This is a genomic window from Aeromonas piscicola (genome assembly GCF_000820005.1).
Classification (GTDB): Bacteria; Pseudomonadota; Gammaproteobacteria; order Enterobacterales; family Aeromonadaceae; genus Aeromonas; species Aeromonas piscicola.
Map to the genome: position 1 here is coordinate 65,923 of NZ_CDBL01000063.1, position 21,524 is coordinate 87,446.

Annotated in this window: 16 protein-coding genes; 1 reads left to right on the plus strand and 15 read right to left on the minus strand. The window is 53.0% G+C overall.

Going from position 1 to position 21,524, the window contains the following annotated elements:
- Nucleotides 1-28: 28 nt before the first annotated feature.
- The 3 genes from pdhA to BN1128_RS16170 form a co-directional block, all read right to left on the minus strand.
- Nucleotides 29-1,123 carry a pyruvate dehydrogenase (acetyl-transferring) E1 component subunit alpha gene (gene pdhA, locus BN1128_RS16160; RefSeq protein ID WP_042870601.1) on the minus strand — a complete coding sequence of 365 codons (1,095 nt, stop codon included), beginning with the start codon at nucleotides 1,121-1,123 and terminating at the stop codon, nucleotides 29-31.
- A 274-nt stretch (nucleotides 1,124-1,397) separates the two neighbouring features.
- Nucleotides 1,398-2,423, minus strand: a complete 1,026-nt coding sequence (gene astE, locus BN1128_RS16165) for a succinylglutamate desuccinylase (protein ID WP_042870604.1) — start codon at nucleotides 2,421-2,423, stop codon at nucleotides 1,398-1,400.
- A 278-nt stretch (nucleotides 2,424-2,701) separates the two neighbouring features.
- Nucleotides 2,702-2,911, minus strand: coding sequence for a DUF1127 domain-containing protein (locus tag BN1128_RS16170; protein WP_042870650.1), 210 nt, complete (start codon nucleotides 2,909-2,911; stop codon nucleotides 2,702-2,704).
- 521 nt (nucleotides 2,912-3,432) lie between these two features.
- Here BN1128_RS16170 and BN1128_RS16175 point away from each other — a divergent pair.
- Nucleotides 3,433-4,326 carry a DNA replication terminus site-binding protein gene (locus tag BN1128_RS16175; protein ID WP_042870607.1) on the plus strand — a complete coding sequence of 298 codons (894 nt, stop codon included), beginning with the start codon at nucleotides 3,433-3,435 and terminating at the stop codon, nucleotides 4,324-4,326.
- Nucleotides 4,327-4,497: 171 nt separating this feature from the next.
- Here BN1128_RS16175 and BN1128_RS16180 read toward each other — a convergent pair whose 3' ends face one another.
- The 12 genes from BN1128_RS16180 to BN1128_RS16225 all read right to left on the minus strand — a co-directional run bounded on the left by BN1128_RS16180 (nucleotide 4,498) and on the right by BN1128_RS16225 (nucleotide 21,522).
- Nucleotides 4,498-8,340 (minus strand): DEAD/DEAH box helicase, encoded by a 3,843-nt coding sequence (locus tag BN1128_RS16180; RefSeq protein ID WP_042870609.1) that lies wholly within the window; start codon nucleotides 8,338-8,340, stop codon nucleotides 4,498-4,500.
- Nucleotides 8,341-8,553: 213 nt separating this feature from the next.
- Complete coding sequence (locus BN1128_RS16185; RefSeq protein WP_042870611.1) at nucleotides 8,554-9,207, minus strand: YceH family protein; 654 nt, start codon at nucleotides 9,205-9,207, stop codon at nucleotides 8,554-8,556.
- Between the two features lie 153 nt (nucleotides 9,208-9,360).
- On the minus strand, nucleotides 9,361-11,067 hold the full coding sequence (locus BN1128_RS16190; RefSeq protein WP_042870613.1) for a PglL family O-oligosaccharyltransferase: 1,707 nt from the start codon (nucleotides 11,065-11,067) through the stop codon (nucleotides 9,361-9,363).
- 112 nt (nucleotides 11,068-11,179) lie between these two features.
- Entirely contained in the window at nucleotides 11,180-12,262 is a 1,083-nt protein-coding gene (locus BN1128_RS16195; RefSeq protein WP_082030438.1) for an LPS O-antigen chain length determinant protein WzzB, read from the minus strand.
- 510 nt (nucleotides 12,263-12,772) lie between these two features.
- Nucleotides 12,773-13,675 (minus strand): dTDP-4-dehydrorhamnose reductase, encoded by a 903-nt coding sequence (rfbD, locus tag BN1128_RS24775; RefSeq protein WP_082030439.1) that lies wholly within the window; start codon nucleotides 13,673-13,675, stop codon nucleotides 12,773-12,775.
- Nucleotides 13,676-13,681: 6 nt separating this feature from the next.
- Nucleotides 13,682-14,953: a sugar transferase gene (locus tag BN1128_RS16200; RefSeq protein WP_042870616.1), complete on the minus strand. Its 1,272-nt coding sequence runs from the start codon at nucleotides 14,951-14,953 to the stop codon at nucleotides 13,682-13,684.
- Between the two features lie 58 nt (nucleotides 14,954-15,011).
- The gene (locus tag BN1128_RS16205; protein ID WP_042870654.1) at nucleotides 15,012-16,439 is read right to left on the minus strand and encodes a phosphohexomutase domain-containing protein; all 1,428 of its coding nucleotides are present in this window, start codon (nucleotides 16,437-16,439) and stop codon (nucleotides 15,012-15,014) included.
- On the minus strand, nucleotides 16,435-17,886 hold the full coding sequence (locus BN1128_RS16210) for a mannose-1-phosphate guanylyltransferase/mannose-6-phosphate isomerase (RefSeq protein WP_042870618.1): 1,452 nt from the start codon (nucleotides 17,884-17,886) through the stop codon (nucleotides 16,435-16,437). Before BN1128_RS16210 ends, BN1128_RS16205 begins: the two co-directional genes overlap by 5 nt.
- A 1-nt stretch (nucleotide 17,887) precedes the next feature.
- Nucleotides 17,888-18,886 (minus strand): WaaS/CpsH family glycosyltransferase, encoded by a 999-nt coding sequence (locus BN1128_RS25515; RefSeq protein WP_156140406.1) that lies wholly within the window; start codon nucleotides 18,884-18,886, stop codon nucleotides 17,888-17,890.
- Nucleotides 18,876-19,475, minus strand: coding sequence for a DapH/DapD/GlmU-related protein (locus BN1128_RS24780; protein ID WP_082030441.1), 600 nt, complete (start codon nucleotides 19,473-19,475; stop codon nucleotides 18,876-18,878). Before BN1128_RS24780 ends, BN1128_RS25515 begins: the two co-directional genes overlap by 11 nt.
- A 3-nt stretch (nucleotides 19,476-19,478) precedes the next feature.
- Nucleotides 19,479-20,561, minus strand: a complete 1,083-nt coding sequence (locus BN1128_RS16220; protein WP_244464602.1) for a glycosyltransferase — start codon at nucleotides 20,559-20,561, stop codon at nucleotides 19,479-19,481.
- Nucleotides 20,545-21,522, minus strand: coding sequence for an EpsG family protein (locus BN1128_RS16225; protein ID WP_244464603.1), 978 nt, complete (start codon nucleotides 21,520-21,522; stop codon nucleotides 20,545-20,547). Before BN1128_RS16225 ends, BN1128_RS16220 begins: the two co-directional genes overlap by 17 nt.
- Nucleotides 21,523-21,524: the final 2 nt, after the last annotated feature.

The following is a 21,524-nucleotide window of genomic DNA, read 5'->3' on the forward strand; positions in this document are numbered from 1 at the left end:
CTGGCATCCTGCAGTCTCATCTCATCGATCATGAGTGTTCCTCCCCGGCGTGACGCTGCATGCCCTTGGCGATGATGCGCTGGCGCTGGCCGCGATAATCCTTTGGCAACTCGGCAAACTGATAGTCGAGCAGGGTTTCTGGCGCCTGCGGGGCCGTGCCTTCATAGGCAGCCACGGCGCGATCGACCTCCCGGCTCGCCTCGGCCAGCAGCGCCTGCTCCTGATGCTCGTCCCACCAGCCCTGCCCGGCCATGAACTGGCGCAGCCGCTTGACCGGCTCCCTGGCCCAGGCGGCTTCCACTTCGGCGGCATCGCGATAGCGGGTCGCATCGTCGGCCGTGGTGTGATCCCCCAGCCGATAGCTGATTGCCTCTATGAGGGTCGGGCCCTTGCCGGTGCGCGCGCGCTCCACGGCGATGCGGGTGGCATCATAGACGGCCACCACATCGTTGCCGTCGACCTGAATGCTGCGCACCCCGGCCCCTATCCCTTTCTGGGCCAGGGTGGGGGCACTCGACTGCAACTTGCGCGGCACCGAAATGGCCCACTGGTTGTTGTTGATGATCATCACCATGGGCAGATGCCAGACTCCGGCGCAGTTGAGCCCCTCCAGAAAGTCGCCCTTGGAAGTGCCACCGTCGCCTATGGTGACCACGGCGACGCGAGGCTGGTTGCGCAACTTGAAGGCTGCCGCTATGCCGGCGGCATGGGTGATCTGGGTGGCGATGGGCACGCAGATGGGCAGGTCCTCCGATAGCTCACCATCGGCCTTGTAAAAGACACAGCCCCGTTCATCCCCGCCCCAATATTGCAGGTTTTTCTCCATGGGCACGCCCCGCACGTAGAGAGTGGGCATGTCCCGGTAGTAGGGCACGTAAACATCCTGTTCCTGCATGGCGAGACCGACCCCTATCCCGACCGCCTCGGCTCCCAGATGGGAGGGAAAGGTACCGAGTTTGCCGGTTCGCTGCAGCGCGATTGCTTTCTTGTCATAGCTGCGCACCATCACCATGTTGCGGTAGAAAGTGTGCAGTATCGCCTTGTCCAGCCAGGTCGGCAGTGTCGCGACCGGGCGCCCTTCCTCATCGAGGTAACGAAGGAAAGGGATGTCGACATGGGTCATAACTGGCTCCTTGCCGTTGTCAACGTCACCACCATGAGGTGACCCTTAGAATGTAAATAAGATGTTAACCAAAGAGCAATGTGATTTAACCAGGTAAGACCAGTAGAAACTTCTTTAATTTCAGAAAGACACTGAGCTTTTCGGCTGAGCAGAGACGAAAAAGGGAGCCTCTTCGGGCTCCCTTTTGGGTGGATGCGGGATCACTCCCATATCAATGGATTCGCGTCACCAGCCGGACGACACGCAGGTCTATGGCACAGAAGACGGGGTCGGCTCACTCCCACAAACGGGTCGGCACCACCAGCAGCACGGTACGCTGACCTATGGCCACATTGGCGTTGGGGAAGACCACCGCTTCCCGCGTCTTTTCTACCGTGTAGCGCAGTTCACCATCCTCGGCCAGCACGAATCCCTGGGGAAACTCGGTGAAATTGTCCACATCACTGGCAAACAGGAAGCGAAACTGCTCCGAACGCTTGTTGATCACCCGGTCGATGGCAAAAATGGTGAAGTCATCCGCGCGCCAAGGCTCGAGCGCCACCTCATCCCGAGTTACCAGCTCCTGCAGCGCCTGACGGGTCTCGATGAAGCGGGTCATATCGTTCTCGCCAAACGGGCGCACCTTGCCCAGCTCTACCGTGAAGGCATGGGCACCATGCTGGTGCGAGCTGTAATAGCTGAAGGTGGTGGTGGGGCCGCTGGAGAGCAGTATGGTACGCACCCCGCAGGCACCTAGGAACTGTACCTGCTCCTTGCAATGCGGCCGCTCATGGGGGAAAGGGTAGACAGCAAACTTCTCGTGGCGCGAACCGCGAATGGCGGTGTGCAAGTCGTAGTGATAACGGGGTCGGGCCGGATCGGCAAAGAAGCTGCTCACATACTGCTCGAGGCGCATGGCGCGAATGCGCTCCTGATTGCACAGTCCCTCCCCCTTGCTGTGGGCTCCGGAGAAGAGCCGGTTCATGTTCTCCTCCACTTCCCGCAACCCCAGGTTCATGGCGGCCGGGTTGCCAAACAGAAACAGCACCCGATGACGGGCGCTGAGCTCACCGCTGAGCAGCCGGGTCAGCAGCTGGTTGCAGATCTCGATGGGGGCGGTTTCATTGCCGTGAATGCCGCAGGAGAGCACTATGTCCTTGCGCCCCCCCGGCCGATCATCGGCTCCTTTCGCGGGTTCCAGGCAGAGTACCCCCGTATCCCACACGCTCACCCGGGTGCCACCGGGCAGATCAAATGTGAAGGGCTCAAGCTGCCACTCATGGCGGCGGGTCAGGGCCAAAAAGTCATGCTGGGGAATCATCCATCTCACCCTTTTGTCAGGAACGCTATGGGCGGATTATACGCAAGGCACGAGGGCTTAAAATCAGTTTTTAAACAAATTCAAACAGTAAGGATACAAATGTGGCGACAGATAATGACAAGTCGGCAAGACATGGGGTAAACGAGGGAGCTGCGAGAAGGGGAAATGAAGCGACAGGGACGAGCAAATATCAGGCAATCATTCAAACGCCGGCGTCAGGCCGGTTGACACAGGAAGATCGGGATCAGCAGAAAAACGAGGCATCCATGCCCGGCTGATCAACCACGCCAGAACGGCTTGGTGGTCTCTTGATAGCGATCAGATTCGTTCAGGCCGATGTCCTTGAGCAGGTACTCGGGCAGCTCGGAGAGCTGGCGACGGCTGCGGCTACGTTCCAGCCAGGTCAGCACTGTCATTTTGACACGAGCAACCAGATTCGATTGGCTGGAATGATGGTAACCGGTCTCGGTATAAGTCATGTTGGCCATGATGTGGCTCCTCTTGATGATGTCTGCGCGGGGTGCGAATTTGTTGCGCAAAGCTTAGTCAGGAGGGACAGCCGACTCAATTGACGAATTTTGATACAACGCATTAGCAAAGCTAATGGTGAATATCGTCAGTCTAAAAAACATAACAGATTGATTTTAAACTATTAAATAATCATTTTATTCCGGCTGAAAGACCGGCAGCATATTCTCCTGCATGGCGCACCTCTAACTATGCAGTTTCTTGTCTTGGCTATGCAGTCACGGGATCTCAAGGCGAGGCGGGCAACCTAGGGTTTACATCCAGTTGTTAATCAAGAGATCTTTTATTGATCCTTATTTAACAGATAGATACAAAATAAACACACTCAAATGGCTATCTTTTTTGACCCTCGCCAAGCGCACCGAAAAGGAGATGCTTGGCGCGCTTTCGGCATACTGGTATGGTTATTTATACAGTAGTTTAGCCACGTCTCTGCCAGCCCCTGTGGAGGGTGTGACAGGGGCGACCACAGGATACGCCGATGGACACATTTACCCCGACTGCCGCCCTGCGTCAACAGATGGACGCGCTCGAAGAGGCGTTGGCCCGCCTGGCCAGACAACTGGAGCGGCTCCCCTTGCTGGAGGCCCACGTCTATCCCCTCCCCGCCGTGCCCCAGGGGCAGGAGCACGAGCCCATCGAACAGATCGAGGTGGGCTATCTGGGCGGTGAGGAGGCGCTGGTGGCCACCCTGGCGGCCTACCGGGATCACAGTGCGCGTCCCGGCTGCTCCAGCAAGGCCACTCACCGCCTGCCGGGCTGGCTGCGCTTTTCTGCCGCCAGCGCCAGCCAGCTGCGCCCGCTGCTCGAAGAGGTCAACACCCACAAGCTCGCCTTCAAGGAACTGGTGCAACAGGCCGGCGGGCGGGATGAGAAGTTCGAGCTGGTACACAGGGCCCTGCCCGGGGTGATCACCCTGCAGGTCTATCGCAAGCTGACCCTGCTGGAGGGAGAGCTGCATTCTCTCGGCTTTACCTGGGCCGACAAGCAGAGCATCAACCGCCTCAGCCGGGAGCAGGTGCTGGAGATGCTGGAGCGCAGCCGCCGCTATATTCCAGCGCTCTCCAACAATGAGGAGTGGAGCAAGATGGTGGATCAGGAGGTCTATGACCTTCGCCGCCTGCCTGCCGATGCCGAGCTCAGGATCCGGCGACCGGTCAAGACCCACCCCATGATCAACCTGCTCTGGCAGGACAGGGAACCCCGCAAGCAGCAGCTCAAGGCGAGCCTGCCCCTGCTGCTCTGCTCGGACACCCAGCCCGGCGTCACCCACCTTGGCCACTACCCGCCCAAGCTGCGGCAGGCGCGACGGGATCGCAAGATAGGCGGTGAACCCATCATAGAGCGGCTGCACCTCTACCTCTATCAGGGGTAGCCGCAAGCCGGTACCTGGCCCAGCCTCTGCGGATGCCGTGGCAAGATGCCAATTCGCCGTCTCCGCTGGCCTGGCTGAGTTGCCCGCCTGCCCCTTTGACGGGCTCTCCAGACATAAACGAAGGGGGGAGCGCCTGCTAGCGATCCCCCCTTGTGCACAACCTCCGCCTGATCAACCCATCAGCAGGGCACGCAGGCTCTCCACATCCAGCCCGCGCACTTCGGACTGGCCGCTCAGCAGGCCATCGGCCAGTGCCCGCTTCTCGTCGTGCAGGGCGACAATCTTCTCCTCCACCGTCTGCTCGCACACCAGCCGATAGACAGTCACCGGCTGGGTCTGCCCCATGCGGTGGGCCCGATCGCTTGCCTGATCTTCCACCGCCGGGTTCCACCAGGGATCCAGGTGCAGCACGGTATCGGCCTGGGTCAGGTTTAGACCGGTGCCCCCCGCCTTGAGGCTGATGAGGAACAGTGGCACCGGCTCGTGCCGAAAGCGCAATATGGAGTCCTGGCGAGACTTGGCGGAGCAGCCGCCATCCAGATAGCAGTAATCCCATTTCTTCTGTTCAATCCGCGCCCGCAGCAGGCTCAGCAGATCGACGAACTGGCTGAACACCAGCACTCGATGACCGTTGCCGATCGCCTCGTCCAGCAGGGCCATCGCCTCGTCCAGCTTGCTGCTGGTCTGGGACCATTCGGGCATCACCAGCTCAGGGGAGCAGCAGAGCCGACGCAGCCGGGTCAGGCCGCTCAACACGTGCATCAGGGCGCGGCCATCGGCACTTTGCACCTGCTGCACCACTTCGCGCCGGGTTGCCTCATACAGCTGGCGCTCCTCGGGGGAGAGACTGATGTGATGAATGATCTCTGTCTTGTCCGGCAGCTCGGTCAGCACCTGCTGCTTGAGACGACGCAGGATGAAGGGGCTGATCACCGCCCGCAGCAGCGCCATGTGCTGGGGATCCTTCACCGCCTTGCCGAAGCGGCGCTTGAACTCGCCCAGGCTGCCGAGCAGACCCGGGTTGATAAAGGTAAACAGGCTCCACAGTTCCCCCAGGTGGTTCTCGATAGGGGTGCCGGAGAGGGCGAGGCGAAAATCGCCGTCGAGCTGGAACAGCAGCTTGGCGCGCTGGGTGCCGGCATTCTTGATCTGCTGCGCCTCGTCCAGCACCATGCTGGACCAGCGGCGAGACTTGAGCGCCTCCGCCAGGCTGCCGAGCATGCCGTAGTTGATCAGGATCACCTGGCCGGCCTTGGCATCACGGATCACCCCTTCCCGCTCGGATGGGTTTTCGAACACCACCACCTCGAGTTCGGGGGCGAAGCGCGCCACCTCTTCCTGCCAGTTGGTGACCACTGACTTTGGCACCACCACCAGTGCCGGGCCCAGGTGCTGACGCATGCGCAGCACTATGAGCGCCTGCAAGGTCTTGCCCAAACCCATGTCATCGGCCAGACAGGCACCGAAGCCATGATGGGCCAGGGTCGCCAACCAGCGTACCCCGTCCTTCTGATAATCCCGCAGCGGGGTCAGCAGTTCGGCAGGACACTCCACCTCCTGCTGCCACTCCTGTTGCAGGGAGTGCCAGGCGTCATCCCCCTCAGTGGTGATGACGGAGAGCAGGCGGGTGAGCGGATAGGCCAGCTTGTTGTTGATGCGTTGCTCTTCATCCAGCATGGCGCCCAGCATGGTGAGCCGCTCCACCAGCTTGTCGCTCAGCATCAGGCTGGTTTTCTCGTCGAGCTGGACGGTGCGCTGACCCGGCGTCATCTGGCGCAGGATGAGACGCAGGTCGAGGATCTGGTGCTCATCGAGGGCCAGTGCCCCCTCCACCTGGAACCAGTCCTGGCGCCGCTCGATACGCAGGCTCAGGGCTGCTTCATCCAGACTCTTGAGGCGGGCGCTGTCCTGGTGCCAGTGAATGACCACGCCGGCATCCACCAACTCGGGCAGGGCGTTGACCAGTGCCAGCGCCTGCTCCCCCTGAAGTAGCCACTCACTGCCGGGCAGGCCGATGGGCAGCGAATTGCGCAGCTGCTGGGCCTGCACCTTCTCGGCGGCAAGGTCCCGCTGCCAGTAGTGATAATCCTTGATCCCCTGCCGTACTATGGCCTCCCCCTTGCCAAGGGGCAGCGGCGGCAACTCACCCTGCCGGGTCACCAGCCTGACTGCCAGCTGGCCATCCTGCCAATCCAGCTGTACCGAGGGAATACCGGGCCAGGGGGCCAGCTCGGCATTGCCTTGCAGACCTGCCACCTGACTGTGCCAGGGCAAGCCCGGGATGGCATCCAGGGTGCGCTGCAATTCGCTTAAGCCCTCAGCGGGCAACAGGGGGATAGATTCCAGTGCAGGCAGGCGATCGAGCAGCGCCTGGGGGGTGAGGATGAGCTGCCACAAGTCCTGTGCCAGCGGCAGTATATGGGCCCCGCGCGCGGCGGCGGCCGGGCTCAGTACTGCGCCCATGCCCTGTTCCAGGGTGACGATTTGCAACAGGGGCGCACTGATGGCCAGTTGCAGCTTTTGCCCCTTGGCATTGAACAGCCGCGGATGGTTGGCCAGCGGTGCCCAGGCCTCTCGTGGCAGCTGGCCCATGACCCGGGGCAGGGTGCGCACCAGCGCCCAGTCCTCTTCATCGAGCAGAGCGGCATACTGGGTGGAGAGCAGCGCGGGATCGACCCGGCGACCGGCGGTCCACTCCCCCTTGGTGCTCTGCTTCTGGATCTTGCACTCCAGCTCTGGCCCTTCGGCATGGAGCAGCCACACCAGCCGCTCCTGCGCCTTGCGCACGCCGCTGGAGCGGCCCAGCCCCTGCAGCCAGTTGAGCCAGCTGGCCGAGGCGGGCGTCTTGTCCTCCCCGTCCTGTTCGTCTGTCTCTTCCTCCCCGTTAGCGGCGCGCAGCTGTTGCAACGGTGCACGCTGCGCCCCCTGCCCCAGCAGGAGCCGCAGCAGATCCTGACAGAAGGCCATCAGCCTGTGATGGGGTTCGGCCTCCAGCACGTGGGAGAGATCCCACTTGTGCAGGATGGCAACCTGGGGGCTCTGCTCACCATGCCGGGCAAGGGCGCAGAGATCGAGCCAGAGGTAGCCCCAGTGCAACTCCTCCAGCGGCAGTTGCAGGGTATCGAACAGGCCGACCGCCTGGCCGTGGCGATCGCCGGCCCATTGGCCCAGCAGATCCGCCAGCAGCGGAAACTGGTTACCCAGGCTGCGCTGCCACTTCTTGCGCTGCTCGCTGGCGATCACGGGGTCGGCTTGTTGCAACCAGCCGAGCCAGAGCAGACCGCCGAACATCAGTGGCCACTGGCCCTGACCGCCTTGCGCCTGCCACTGCCCGAGAGCACCAAGCAACCGCTCGGCAAGGGGTTGTTCTGCCCCCTGCTCCGCCAACTGCTGCAAGGCGGGCCAGTGAGTGGTTACCTCGCCGGCAAGGTTGCCACAGAGCCATTGCCACTCGGATGCGAACCCCTCGCTCAGGCGGGTCAGCTCGGGGGCACAGACGCTGGCGACCGATGCCAGCGGCCACTGCTCACCCGGTTCGGCATCGAGCAGGGTTTGCAGGGCGAAGTGCATCAGCATCAGTTGCTGCCATTGCGGACTGGAACCCGGCAGCAGGCGATGGGCCTCGGGTACGTCGAGCAGACTCAGCAGATCGGCCGCAAGGTAGTAGGACGGCACCTGACCCGCTTCACCAAGGCAGAGCTCGCGCACCAATGCCTGGGCCATCTCCTGGCCGGTCACCGAGGGCACCCGTGCCCAATTCGGCATGGGGCAGGCTCCCGAGCGCACCGCCAGGATCAGCGCCAGGGTTCCCTCTGCCGTCAGACTCCACTGCTGCTCCCCGCGCAGCCGCACCAGCCCCTGCAACTGCAACTGGTTCAGCTTGTCGATCAAGGCCCGCCCGAGCGGCTGCTGTGCTTGCAGTTGTTCTTGCAAATAGCGGGTACTGGCGGTGCGCTGCAACTGCAGCTCACTGAGCAGGGCATAACAATCGGAAGAGAGGGTGAACGCAGACATCAAGACTCACGGGCAGGTGCAAAAGCGGAATTTTAACGGGAAAGCGGCGGCGGCTCGACCCTTAACCGTGAAATAACTCAAAAAAAGCCGACTGGCTCATAGAATGCTGCGAGCAGGGCTGAGCGCCGAGGGATGGCAAGAGGCGGCAACCTCGGCGAAATGACAATAAAAAAGGCGCCGCAGCGCCTCTTTGGGGGTAAACGTGCCAAAGCATCAGCCTTCCAGTTGCGCCAGACGGGCTTCCAGAGCCTGCAACTGGGACTTGAGGGTTTCGACCTCTTCCTCCAGCGCGCTCAACCTGTCCGCCGCCGGGGACGCATAGCTGCTGGCAGGAGATGCCTCGGCCAGCGCCTGCAGATCCACCTCGCCGCTGAACAGGTGGGCATAGCGGGATTCACGCTTGCCCGGTTCACGGGGCAACTTGACCACATAGGGCCCCTGCTCAATCAGGGCGGCCAGCGCCGCATCCACCTGAGTGACATCATCGAAGCTGCACAGGCGGTTGGTGCGAGAGCGCAGTTCACCCGGTGTCTGAGGGCCGCGCAACAGCAGCTCGCAGACGATGCCGAGCTCCTGCTCGCTGAACTTGAGGGTGCCGAACTCGGTATTGCAGAAGCGATGCTGGTAACGGGGTACCCGGGCATTGAAACCGGCGGTGTTGACCACCAGACGCTTGCGGATCAGCTCATCCACCACGGCGCGGATATCCAGCTCACAGAGATCCAGCACAGGTTCGCGGTTGCTCTTCTGGTTGCAGGCATTGACCAGGGCATTGAGGGAGAGGGGGTATTGATCCGGCGTGCAGATCTCTTTCTCAATCAGAGCGCCGATCACTCGGACCTCAAATGGGCCTAGCACTAACTCCATTTCATACTCCCTTTCTAAAACAAGACGTTGAGGCCACTATCTTAGCCATGGCGCCTCTGCCGTCCAGCAGAGGCAACCATTTTTGCGAAGCCGTGAGGCGGTTGATGAAACATCGCGCAACCTGGCCGCCCCGCGTGGCGCCGATAGCCAACATCAGGATGAGGGCTTGCGCTCCAGCGCCGTGGCCACAGAGGTGGCGGCCGAGCCGGTCAGCAAAGGATCACCCGGATAGAGCATCAGGGCCTGCGTTCGCAGCGCCCTTGCCTCCTCCTGCCGCCCCAGCGCGCCGAGCGCGAGCACCATGTTCGCGTAGATATTGGATCTGGGCGTGTGGCGCACAAAGGCCTGACCCCAGTCGAGATAGGCTTCAAGCTCCGCCTTGTTGTCGGCCTGCAAGCCCACCATGAGTCGCACCGAGTTCACGTCAAACTCCACCCGGGTCAACCAGGCCATGGGATTGACGATGTCGAGCAACAGGGTCGGCTCCTTGTAGCCACCACGCTCATACTTGGTCACCACCCAGGCGGTATGAATGGCGGTGAGCATAAAGGGCACAACCAGCAAAGGAATGGTGATGGCCACGAAGCGCAGCAACAGCCAGGGGCGATAGACATATTCACGCCAGCTGGCACGGCCCGAGGCTTGCAACCCCTCCTCCACCTCCGCATCCAGCACATGGATCAGCAGCAGCAGGGCCCACCACAGGGCAATGGCATGATAGAGCGGGTACTCGGTCTGGGTGTGCAGCAATATGGGGGTCACCAGCGCCAGCAACGCCGACCCCTTGACCCAACCGGCCTTGGTCACTCGCCACAACAGAGCGCCGCCCATCAGCACCATGCCAATCATGGGGGCCAGCCCCCCTTCCACCGCCCAGTAGAGAAACTCGTTGTGGGGGTGATCGAGGTTGTATTCAATCTGCACCATGGCCGGGTTCAGCGCCTTGTCGGCCATGTAATGATGCAGGAAGGTGGCTTCAAAGCTGCCGTAGCCCCAGCCGACCCAGGGAGATTGGGCAATCAGCTTGGCGGCATAAGGCCAATATATGGAGCGCATGCCACCGGATTGATAGGCCTCGAGCCCGCGCTTGACGCCACTGATCCCGTATTGGGACGCCAGCCCCAGGCCGACACCGAGCGTCACCAGGCCAATAATACGGGCCAGTTGATGCTGACGATGCAACTGCGGCGCGAGCAGGATCAGGGCCAGCAAGCCACCCAGTTGCCCCACCCGGGATTGCAACACCACCAGCAACAGGCTGGCCGCCAGGATCACCCCATAACGCAGCCCTCGTAGCCAGACATTGGCATTGCCGCGCAGCTCAAGCCAAATAGCGAGGGAAAGTCCGGTCGCCATAAAGGTCGCCATCACATTGGGCTGCTGAAAGATGCCATAAGGGCGATTGGCCCGAGTGTCATAACCGAGCCAGTTGCCGGGGGTCAGCAGGTAATACTGCACCAGCCCGAGCAAGGCCTCTATCGCTACCGCCCCCAACAACAGATAGAGCAGCTTGTCACGGGCCTGACGAGCCAGCTGCCATTGGTACAGACAAAACAGAAACAGCAGACCGGCAAACAGCCCCAGCAGCCGTGGAATGGCATAGTCCTTGAACTCAAAGCCGGGATAGGCCATGGGCAACAACAGCAAGCATCCGCCGAGCCATAGCCAGGCCTGCAATGGCGAGAACACCAGCCGCTGTTGCAGGGTGACCTGCCACAACCCAAGGCCGATGACGAGGCAGGCAAAGACCCAGCCCCAAGCATTGAATGGCAGATAGAGCCCGGCCCCACCGGGGTTGTGCATGAAGAAATGCATGGTTAGCAGCCAATACAAAGAACAGACGACGCTAAAAACTCTCATGTTCCTTGACCCCGTATTTTCTTGAGCGGTTTTCATGCGTCAGTATCTCAACAGATGCTCACCCAAAACAAAGGGGGCTATTGCCCCCTCATTCAACAACTTCATCCTGCCATCAAACCTGCTCAGGCCGACGAAAAGAATATCGGACCAGTACAATCCCAATCCCCAGCATGCCACCAAGCAAGGTAGTCAACACCACGATTAATGGGCGCTTGGGTTGATCCCGAGAAAGAGGCTCATTAGGCGAAGCTGAATAGGCAAAAGACTGAAATGATTGCTGCCCAAGTTTGACCGCCTTTAGACTGCTCAGTTGCTGACGGAGCCCACTTAGAACCGGGTTCAGGAGCTCAGGGTTGTTGATCTCTTTCAGTACTTTGAGTTTCTCAGCAAGAGCACGAGCTCCCCACTCAATGTTGAATCCATCGCGCACATTAAGATTCTCGACGGGAGAGTCAATGCCGGCAGCACGGCTGATCCGCAGGCTGTATTCAGTACGTGAAACATCGTCCTGCTGCTGTTGGAGCGTATCGGTCTTGATACTGTCATATTGGGCCAATAGTATCTTTATTCTGTTATGCCAGATCGTCTCAAGCTCCTTGCTCTTTGTCGCAATCTCCTGCTGCTGGATAAACGCAATGTACTGCTCCAGACGCTGTTGAGCCTCAACTGCCGTGCTCGCGCCAAAAGAAAGGGTCACATTTCCACTCGATGTATCTTGCGACATCGCATTGATACCCTCAACCATTTTTCGGAGCAATACACGCTTACCCTTATCTTCGGTTATGCCAGATGCCACCGCATCGATATCCAAGTAGCCTTTTTCCCTCAAAAACTGGCGCTTGTTATTGAAGCTATTGAAATTATTTACAAAATCACCATACAGAGCACCCTTGTCGAAAGAGCTGAAAACGGCTGCAGGTATCTGAGAGTTGATCAGCTGGTTGACACTAAGCTCCAGTGACTCAACTTCCTGAAGCGCTGGAGGCTTGATTTGCGCTTCGCTGACCCATACTTGCGGTGCCAATAAGGCATAGCCAGTACCAGCAATAGCAAACGCCGCTGTTATCAGCAGGATCTGTACTCTTTGACGCCACAGCACCAAGAGCAACTCACGTAAATCAATTTCATTATCAGATGTAGACTGCCAATCCTGCGGCAACATCTTATCCAAATTATCTAATTGCTGTTTGTTCATATTGAGCTCTGAATATGAAAGTCTGTCAGTAAAGACACATTACGATCTTTATCCTCAAGATCGCTAGTGTATTTTCTATCAGTTAAAAAGTTATAGCCAGTGTCGGATCAAACTTGTTGAGGACATTTTTTCAAGTAGATCATATGACAATCGCAACAGACATTCGACGCACGACGCTGTTCAATTTTTGGCCAAAAAAAATGGAAAGTTAAGAACGACAATTTACTCTGTACGAGTTTTTGCTGAAAATACATGTATTTATCGTACGCAGCCACAAGGGAAAACCATATAAAAGATGAGCCATTTCTAACCTGCAATACCCCACAGCCCTACCAAAGCGCGACGCAACTTGTCTTAAGTGAGGTAAACACAGCCATTATAATACCCCCAACAATAATATATAGATGCGTAACTGTAGCTCTTCGCATCTTATATAATGCAGATACTGATATAATCCTAATGTATTTTAGGGCCAAACTCACCTCAGAAATAAATCGTATTAAGAATATATCACATATCATTTATATCTGATTCTTTAAGTTTGGCCAACCAATTGGCCATTTGTTCATGCCAAAGAGGTAGGTCAATCCCGAACACTCTTGAAAATAAACTGCAATCCAACCTTGAGTTCAAGGGACGGCAAGCTTGTTGCGGCCACTCGCCTGAACCAATACAGCGAATAGCAACTTGTTTTTTTAACCAGCCCCGCCGATGCGCCCCATTAACCAAGGCCGAGGCAAAACCGTGCCAGCTTGTCTCTCCCCGACACGTCAGATGATATAGCCCGACCTTACTGGGTGACCTCACGACTTGCGATAGCGCCAACACGCTGGCCCTTGCCAGCCAGTCAACTTGCGTCGGTGCTCCCCACTGATCAGCAACGACACCAAGAGGCAATCCCTGGCTGGCCCGAGCAAGAATGGTACGAGCAAAATGCTTGCCCTCCCCGCCATATAACCAGCCGGTGCGAATAATAAGATGGTCAGGGCATAGACGCTGTATTGCCAACTCCCCAGCATACTTACTGGCACCATAAACATTGAGAGGGCTTGGCTGATCCGTTTCAAGCCAGGGTTGGGAACCCGTACCATCAAACACATAATCTGTCGAGAAATGCACCAACAAGGCGCCTAAATCCTCAGCCCCCCGAGCCATACTCAATAATGCCTTGTGATTGACCTCATCGGCCAATTCAGGTTCTGTTTCAGCTGTATCAACTGCCGTATAGGCAGCACAATTGATGATGACATCAGGGTGATGGGCGTACAGAGAATCAACCAATACATCTGAGTCCGAAATATCACATTCCTTTCTTCCCAAAGCGATTACTTGCCAATGGGGAAACTCCACGCTCAGCGCAGAAAAAAGGGCTCGTCCCAGCTGACCACGAGCCCCCAATAGCAAGATCCGCATCCTGGATCACCGAGCCCCGAAGCCGGTTAGTATGGTGCGAATAGTTTTGAACACGATGAGCACATCCAGCCACAGAGAAAAATTCTTTATGTAATAAAAATCGTGCTCAATCTTGATACGGGTATCATCAGCATCGGCCGCATAACCATGTACCACCTGCGCCCAACCACTGATCCCCGGGCGCACTATGTGACGATACATATAAAAAGGGATTTCCCAATCGAACTGATCGACAAAAGTGCGTTGTTCAGGCCTCGGACCTATCAGGCTCATGTCTCCCTTGAGCACATTGAAGAACTGGGGCAACTCATCGATACGCAGCTTGCGGATCACCTTGCCCACTCGGGTGACGCGCATGTCACCATCCTGAGCAAACTGTGCGCCATGCTGCTCGGAGTTCTGACACATACTTCGGAATTTGTAGATTCTGAAATCCCGATTACCTTTACCCACACGATTTTGCAAAAACATCACCGGGCCAGGACTCTCCAGCTTGATCAATACGGCAGTCACCAGCATTAGTGGTGAAAATAGCGGTATAGCAATCACTGCTGCCAGTATATCCATACCCCGTTTGATGAAGGCATAGATAGGGGAAGGCAACAAGGAGCCGAGCTGGTTTTCATGTAGGTGATCTATCTTCACCCTGCCAGTCAACGTTTCGCTAATTTGCTTGATGTGATAAACGGGGATATGTGCCAAAGCACAGCGGGCCAAGAAACGCTCCCATTCGCCAGCCAGATTGTCATCGCGCAAATCAGCAACGACGGCGTCATAACGCACGGCACCAAGGTCCGGCTTATCCAATAAACGCCACTCCACACAAGTGTGATGCATCAGTGGTTGATAGTCACCGAACGGGAGCAACGCATACTTGGGGGTACGATAGCGACGACCGATAAAATAGACAACCCAACAACACAGTAGCGCCACAACGTAAGATTCGAAAAGAACCTGTCTACTATAGGGAAGGCGCAGGAAGAAAAGCGCTCCTACAAGCGACCCATAGAGTGTCGTCACGGTTGGGATCATGTAGGCGACAGGGCTTGCACCTGGATAACGCAAGAAACGATACAGTACGATCCCCGTCAGCAGGAAGGCAACAAAAGCGCCACCTAGGGTATTGACTCTTACGGCATCAAAATACTCCCAAAATCCCCACCCCCAACGCTCAAGGGCAGGTAAACACACAGCAAGCATGGCCCCCAGGAAAAACAAGGAGGGAGGACTGAACAATACACGCTCATACCAGCGTGAGTGACGGCGTTGATAACTCAATGTATTACCCCATGAGCTTAAAGTTTGCGCAAATTTCTTTCAGAAAGCGATTTTAAATCTATTTTTGCAAATAACCAAGACTTTGATTAACAATGGACTTCGCCCCCTCGACACTATCAGACTCAGCATAACAACGGAGCTCTGGTGCATTACCTGAAGGTCGCAGATGCAAAACCTCTCCTCCTCCGAATATAACTCTTAAACCGTCTGTTCTATCCACAGACGTTATCTGTAACTCATTGAAATGAAGTTTTAGCATCAACTCGGTGATATTAGCAGTACCCAACTCTATTATTTCCTTGCTTTTCTCTTTAGGAAAGTCCTTGATTCTATCTGAATAGGTGAATCTTTGGGGAAGTTCATCTATCAGCACAGATATTTTCGATACCTGAGCACTAACAAATAATATCAATGCTGGCAAAACAGCATCTCTAGTAGGTAAAGGAGCCAACCTTTTACCATTGAACTCCACCATACTCCCCAGCAGGAATCCACCATTGGCTTCAAAACCGGCGACTGAACCATATTGGGCATTTAATTTTGGAAAGGCTTCAAGTACATAAGGTGAGCCAATTTTTGTATGAGTTACATTGGCAAACTTGCCACAGGAACTCACCGCAGAATTGCAACTAACAGGAATAGCAACCGCTTCGACGCCTAAATTAGCAGCACATAGCAACCCCAATATATCGCCTCTCAGCCAATTCCCGACCTCATCGGCAACCAAAGGCCGGTCGCCATCACCATCCGTAGAGAAAATAGCATCGAGCTTATGTAACTGGGACCATCCCCTGGCTTTGTCTTGATCTGCTTCAGAAACAGCTTCAGTGTCGATAGGAACAAAATCTTCCGTACGCTCAAGTGAAATGACTTCTGCTCCCAATACCTTAAAGAGTACGGCATAGAGATCACGGCCAGCACTGGAGTGCTCATAAATACCAAGCCTCATACCAGCAAGCGGTGGTTTTTCGAAAAGCGAGCTATAACGTGCAATATATGCAGCAGCAGCATCCCCTTTCGGCTCCAGACATAACAGCTTGCTTGCAACCGAAAATGTTTCTTCTACCGAGATGATGGCCAACTCATCACTTTTGGTGATCTCGCCATCGGGTCGATAAAACTTCAGCCCATTGCGATCAAATGGAATATGGCTTCCTGTAACCATAATGCAAGGAATGGCATCATTCATGGATTTATAGGCAAGTGCAGGGGTTGGAATCACACCGTAATACACAGGCTCCAATCCCATCGCTTTCAATGCTGTCGCACAAGCCATCGCCATATCATAACTGCTAGGTCTATTATCAATGGCCAACGCTACCTGATTGAAGCGATAGGAAGACCTCATAACAGCAACAAAAGCGTACGTAAACGCAAAACACACATCAGGAGTAAAATCTACAACAAGGCCTCTAGCACCACTGGTGCCGAATTCAATGCCACTTTGCTTGATAATATCCTTGCTAACAAGACGGTCTTGCTTAATCATACTGCCCCCCATCGACCCGGCCATATTTATCACTAAAACGGAAAATATCATCCTCATCGAGATATTTACCGGAGCGTATTTCAATCAATTCCAGATCAACTTTCCCTGGATTTTCAAGTGAGTGTATTGCACCAATAGGGATAAATGTGGACTCATTTTCAGTGATCAGAAACTCCTGACCAGCATTAGTCACTTTGGCCGTGCCTGAAACAACAATCCAATGTTCAGCCCTATGATGGTGCATTTGCGTTGATAAACGCTCACCTGGTCTGATCAATATCTTTTTGACTTGATAGCCATTGCCATCATCAATCGAGTCGTATTGGCCCCAAGGTCTGTATACCTCACGGTGAGTATTATATTCCTTGCGGCCACGACGCTTCAACTCTTCTACAATCGCTTTAACATCCTGTACCTTGTCTTTACTTGAAACAAGAATGGCGTCCTTTGTCTGAATGATAACAAGGTTTGCCACACCTATGGTTGAAACAAGAACAGACTCGGCAGAGATGTAATTATCATGACTCTCTGTCAAAATAATATCACCGCGACAAACATTGCCACAAGCGTCTTTATCTGATATTTCCCATAAGGATGACCATGAGCCCACATCATTCCAACCGGCATCCATTGGAATAACTACCGCATCGGACGTCTTTTCCATAATGGCATAGTCAATGGATTCACTGGGGCATTCATTGAAGGCATCACGATTGACTCGAATAAAATCAAGATCACTGCTGACATCATTCATTGATGCCATGCAAGCAGCATATATATCAGGGCGTGACTTTCTCAGTTCAGCCAGGTAACGGCGTGCACTAAACATGAACATACCGCTGTTCCAATAGTATTCACCGCTCGCTAGATAAACTTTGGCAACATCCAGATTGGGTTTCTCTACAAACTTATTAACAAAATATGCTTTTGAGTTTTCTTGGATGGCATGCAGCTCACTGCCACGATGGATGTAACCATAACCTGTCTCTGGGGTACTGGGAACAATACCAAATGTCACTAGTTTTCCTGATTCGGCAAATGGAATGGCACTGTTTATTGCAGAGGTAAATGCCTGTTGATCTTGAATCAAGTGATCTGCAGCCAATACCAACAAGATCGGATCATGAGCATCATTGCTGTTTTTAAGACACTGTATGGCAGCCAAGGCGATGGCAGGAGCAGTATTTCGTCCTATCGGCTCGAGTATAATATTATTAGCAAGAATGTCGAGCTGACGAAGTTGCTCTGCCACAATAAAACGATGCTTTTCATTACATAAAATCAGAGGGCTCGTACACTCGATATCTGCAAGTCTATTGACAGTCTCTTGCAACATCGAACTGTTACCATACAAGTTCAAAAACTGCTTTGGAAAATGCTCACGAGACATGGGCCACAGCCTGGAGCCAGAGCCTCCAGCCATAATTACGGGAATAACAGCCATATTATTTTTCACTTCTAGCCAACAAGTTATCAAGCCATGTAGATAAAGACAATGAATCTACACTCAGCGTGGAATCAAACATCTCATTAAAGTACACAGAACATTGTGATTCAGACCATCGCTTTCCGGTATTTCTATCAATGATAATGACATCACTCGTGGCTGCATGGCAAAGCACTGCAGCATTTGTCGTTACCAATTTGTGGCCATCTCCCAACGTCTCCCAAGTACGCATGGTTAGCCCGGTTTGATTAGCATTATGTATATCTATAACATATTCACTATGTTCAGCTACGTTGATTATTTCCGCCCTTGATAGCGGTTTAAACGTAATCCACTCCTTGGGGGAAGCCCTCAAGCAAGAGTCCAAGAGATAATAAAAAGCAAATTGCAACTTGCTTGGAAAAAACACTCTTACATAATTATCGGAATTCTCCTCATGAGAAAAAATATGCTGCAATACCGATATACGATCACCATGATAACTACCAACAAAGCTATATTTATATTTTTTATCTGTTGTCACAACATGGTTGTTTTTATTAGAATAGAATAGTGGCAGATAGTCATAACCATATCTCTTGCTGTCGGCAATATCAAATGTATATGTTAAATCAGCTTTTTCAGCCAATAGTGGGAATGTTTTGACATTCGATATTGAATCCCAGCTGTAGCAGATTACTCTTGTTTTTGGATTGAGTTTTTTAATATTTTCAATCAGACAGGGCGATATACAGGTTCCTTTGACAATTATTACTTCCTCAATCAAGGAGAGCTTGTCATAAATAATCTTGAAAATTTCTGAACTATATCGTTTGGAGGCAACGTGAGCATATCCCAGAATATTAAACTTGATCAGCGCCTTTGATACAGAAGAACATAGTGGTCTATCAGAAAATGATAGCACTGTCTTATAACGATGCTCAAGTTCTGTGGTAAGCAACTTTTTATAATCAAAAAAATCAGGGCATATCAAAACAGCACTAGCATTACTTTGCATCAACAGCCACCCATTGCTCGCGTTGAAAATCAAACTGCTTAATTACTCTTGCTGGATTGCCTACGGCGATGGAGTTTGCGGGTATATCTCTGGAAACCACCGAGTTTGCTCCGATGATGGACGCCTCGCCAATTTTGACGCCAGGCAACACAACAACACCTTCACCTAGCCAAACATTTGACTCAATGATAACAGGCTTGGCATTCAGTGACCGCTCCCTGCAGATGGAGTCAGGATGAGAGTGCTCCATCCCGCTATAGCTGCCATGGTTGAGGTCCGTGATAAAAACCCGACTGGCAATCAATACATCATCACCAATCACAATACTTTCAGCCGCCGCAATATGAACAGCATCATTGAGCTGACAGTTCAGACCAATATCCAGATTGATGCCATGGGCACCATGAGCTTCCAACCGGCAATACCTTCCGGTGGTGAATCCTTTTGCTAATCTGATTCTTGATGCACCTCGAATTTCAAAAGGCCGTCTAATCAAACGAGCATCTTGAAAAAAAATTCTGGTGATAGTGTATTCCACAACTAAGCGAATGCACCCCAAAACACCATAATGCTGGATATACTTTTTCATAATCTAGACAATCCCGTCTCTAATTATATTTTCTACACAATGCTTGTTGATGCCTGCCTGATTATAATGCTCAATGATATCCTCCCGAGATATTTTCAACCCACCAGATAATCTCTCACTCAGCAGTTCATAAAAAGAATGTTCATTGAGAATATATCCATTAATACCATGTCTTATTTTCTTGTTAAAAAACGGGAGCTCGGTCGCCAATACAGGAACCCCAAAAGCATTGGCGATATCTATTTGTGATGTAGCCGTGACAGAACTATACATTGAATACATGAAGTCTGATATATGCAACTGTGCAACGACTTCCTTGGCGTCCACAAATTTATTAATCCAGGTGACGTTTCTGCCTTGTTCAGCCCGTTTATGAAGATGTTCAGAATATTTATCCAGCGGCCCTCTTCCCATAATGGTTAGATGAATATCATCATCGCTGAATTTTTCAAGGATCCTCCCCAATATATCCAGCCCCTTGTATGAGGTAATAGCCCCAAAGAAAAGTATTTCGATTTTGCCATTGCTGTGCTTGCCAACCGAATCACCTTTGCTTACAAGGCAGGAAAAATCCCCTGACATCGGTAGACAGGTCTTGGTGATTCTCTTATTGGGATAATATGCTGTTGCAATAGATTCCAGATCATCCGAAGCGACAATCATCCTGGAGGTTCTCAATGCCATAAGACGATCTGACAGGTAATAATTCATGCCTCGGAAAAAACCAGCTCTATCGACGTGATTTATGAGTTCATGCCCCCAAGCTATAACTTCGATTCTTCTGTCTAGCAGCATGGTCAGATAGGCAGAGAAAATACCTTGTGAGAAGATGACTACACGATCATATTCTTCATTGATCACTCTCGCCAGCGCCAATACTGAACGGGCCGTCTTGATGGGACTCTGCAAGTTGTAATAAAACAGATGCTCGGTATATTCAGTTTCTGCCGCTGGATTAGACGATGGAAATGCAAAAGAAACATCGTATTCTTCAAACGCATGGGCCAGCCCGGTGAATGAAAACCACATGGCAGAATCACGATTAGACATGGAAACAAATATGACTTTTTTATTTGGTGTAACCATGCTGATACATGCCCTCCTGAATAGCATTTTGATCGGCTTGCAACAATAAATATGTTTTGCCTATAGTCATAAAGAAAGAAAGAGAAACAAATAAAAAGAGAGTTGTCATATTCTTATTGCCTTTTGCAATGGCAATTGATGGCAGCAGGATCAATAGTGCAATCGGATATAGTCTAATTAATACAGGAATAAACGTCATGCAGCAAAGAGTCAAATATAGCAAGGTCGGCACAATGTTACCCTGAGTTTTGAAGAATAAGAATGGCAATATCATAAGCACAACCAGTTGCAAGGTAGCCACATCCATACGAATATTCAATGCACCCAATGCCTGATAATCATTAATTTTACTGATAATCGCCGGAAGCGCGAGCATCAGTATCATAATGCCAACCATACCTAACAGAACCAGCACCTTCACCCTTATCTTGTTTAAGTAGATCAAGGCCATTACGATTGCAGAAAGGTGAGACATGACAGCCAGTGTCATGAACACATATGATGTTTTGTTTCTATTCTTTAGATAAGCGCAAACGGCAACCAATCCAAAGTGCAAAGACAAGGATTGGCGCAACAAATTCAACTCGAAGGTGATAAACGAGATAGGAATATACAACCCCATCAAGAATATGAATTTGGTTTTATCCAGTTTTAGACAGGCATATGCAAACAAGATAAAACTAATCAACCTTAGAGCGATCAAAAACTCTATGTAATCGAGTCCAAAAACCTTTGAGGTGGCTAGCAGCAAACCGAAAACTGGTTCAAAGGGAATTGAAAATGGTGGTTCATAATAGGCCCACTCATACACATGATGATCCGGCCCAGCATCGATATGATAAAATATGAAGAATAAGAAGATATATAGGAAAGCCCCCTTCAGTATTTTTTCATCTTTTTCAGAGCATATTGAAAGAAGCAGCAAGGGAATATAGAGCAGCAGAACCAGATATAATGTCATAC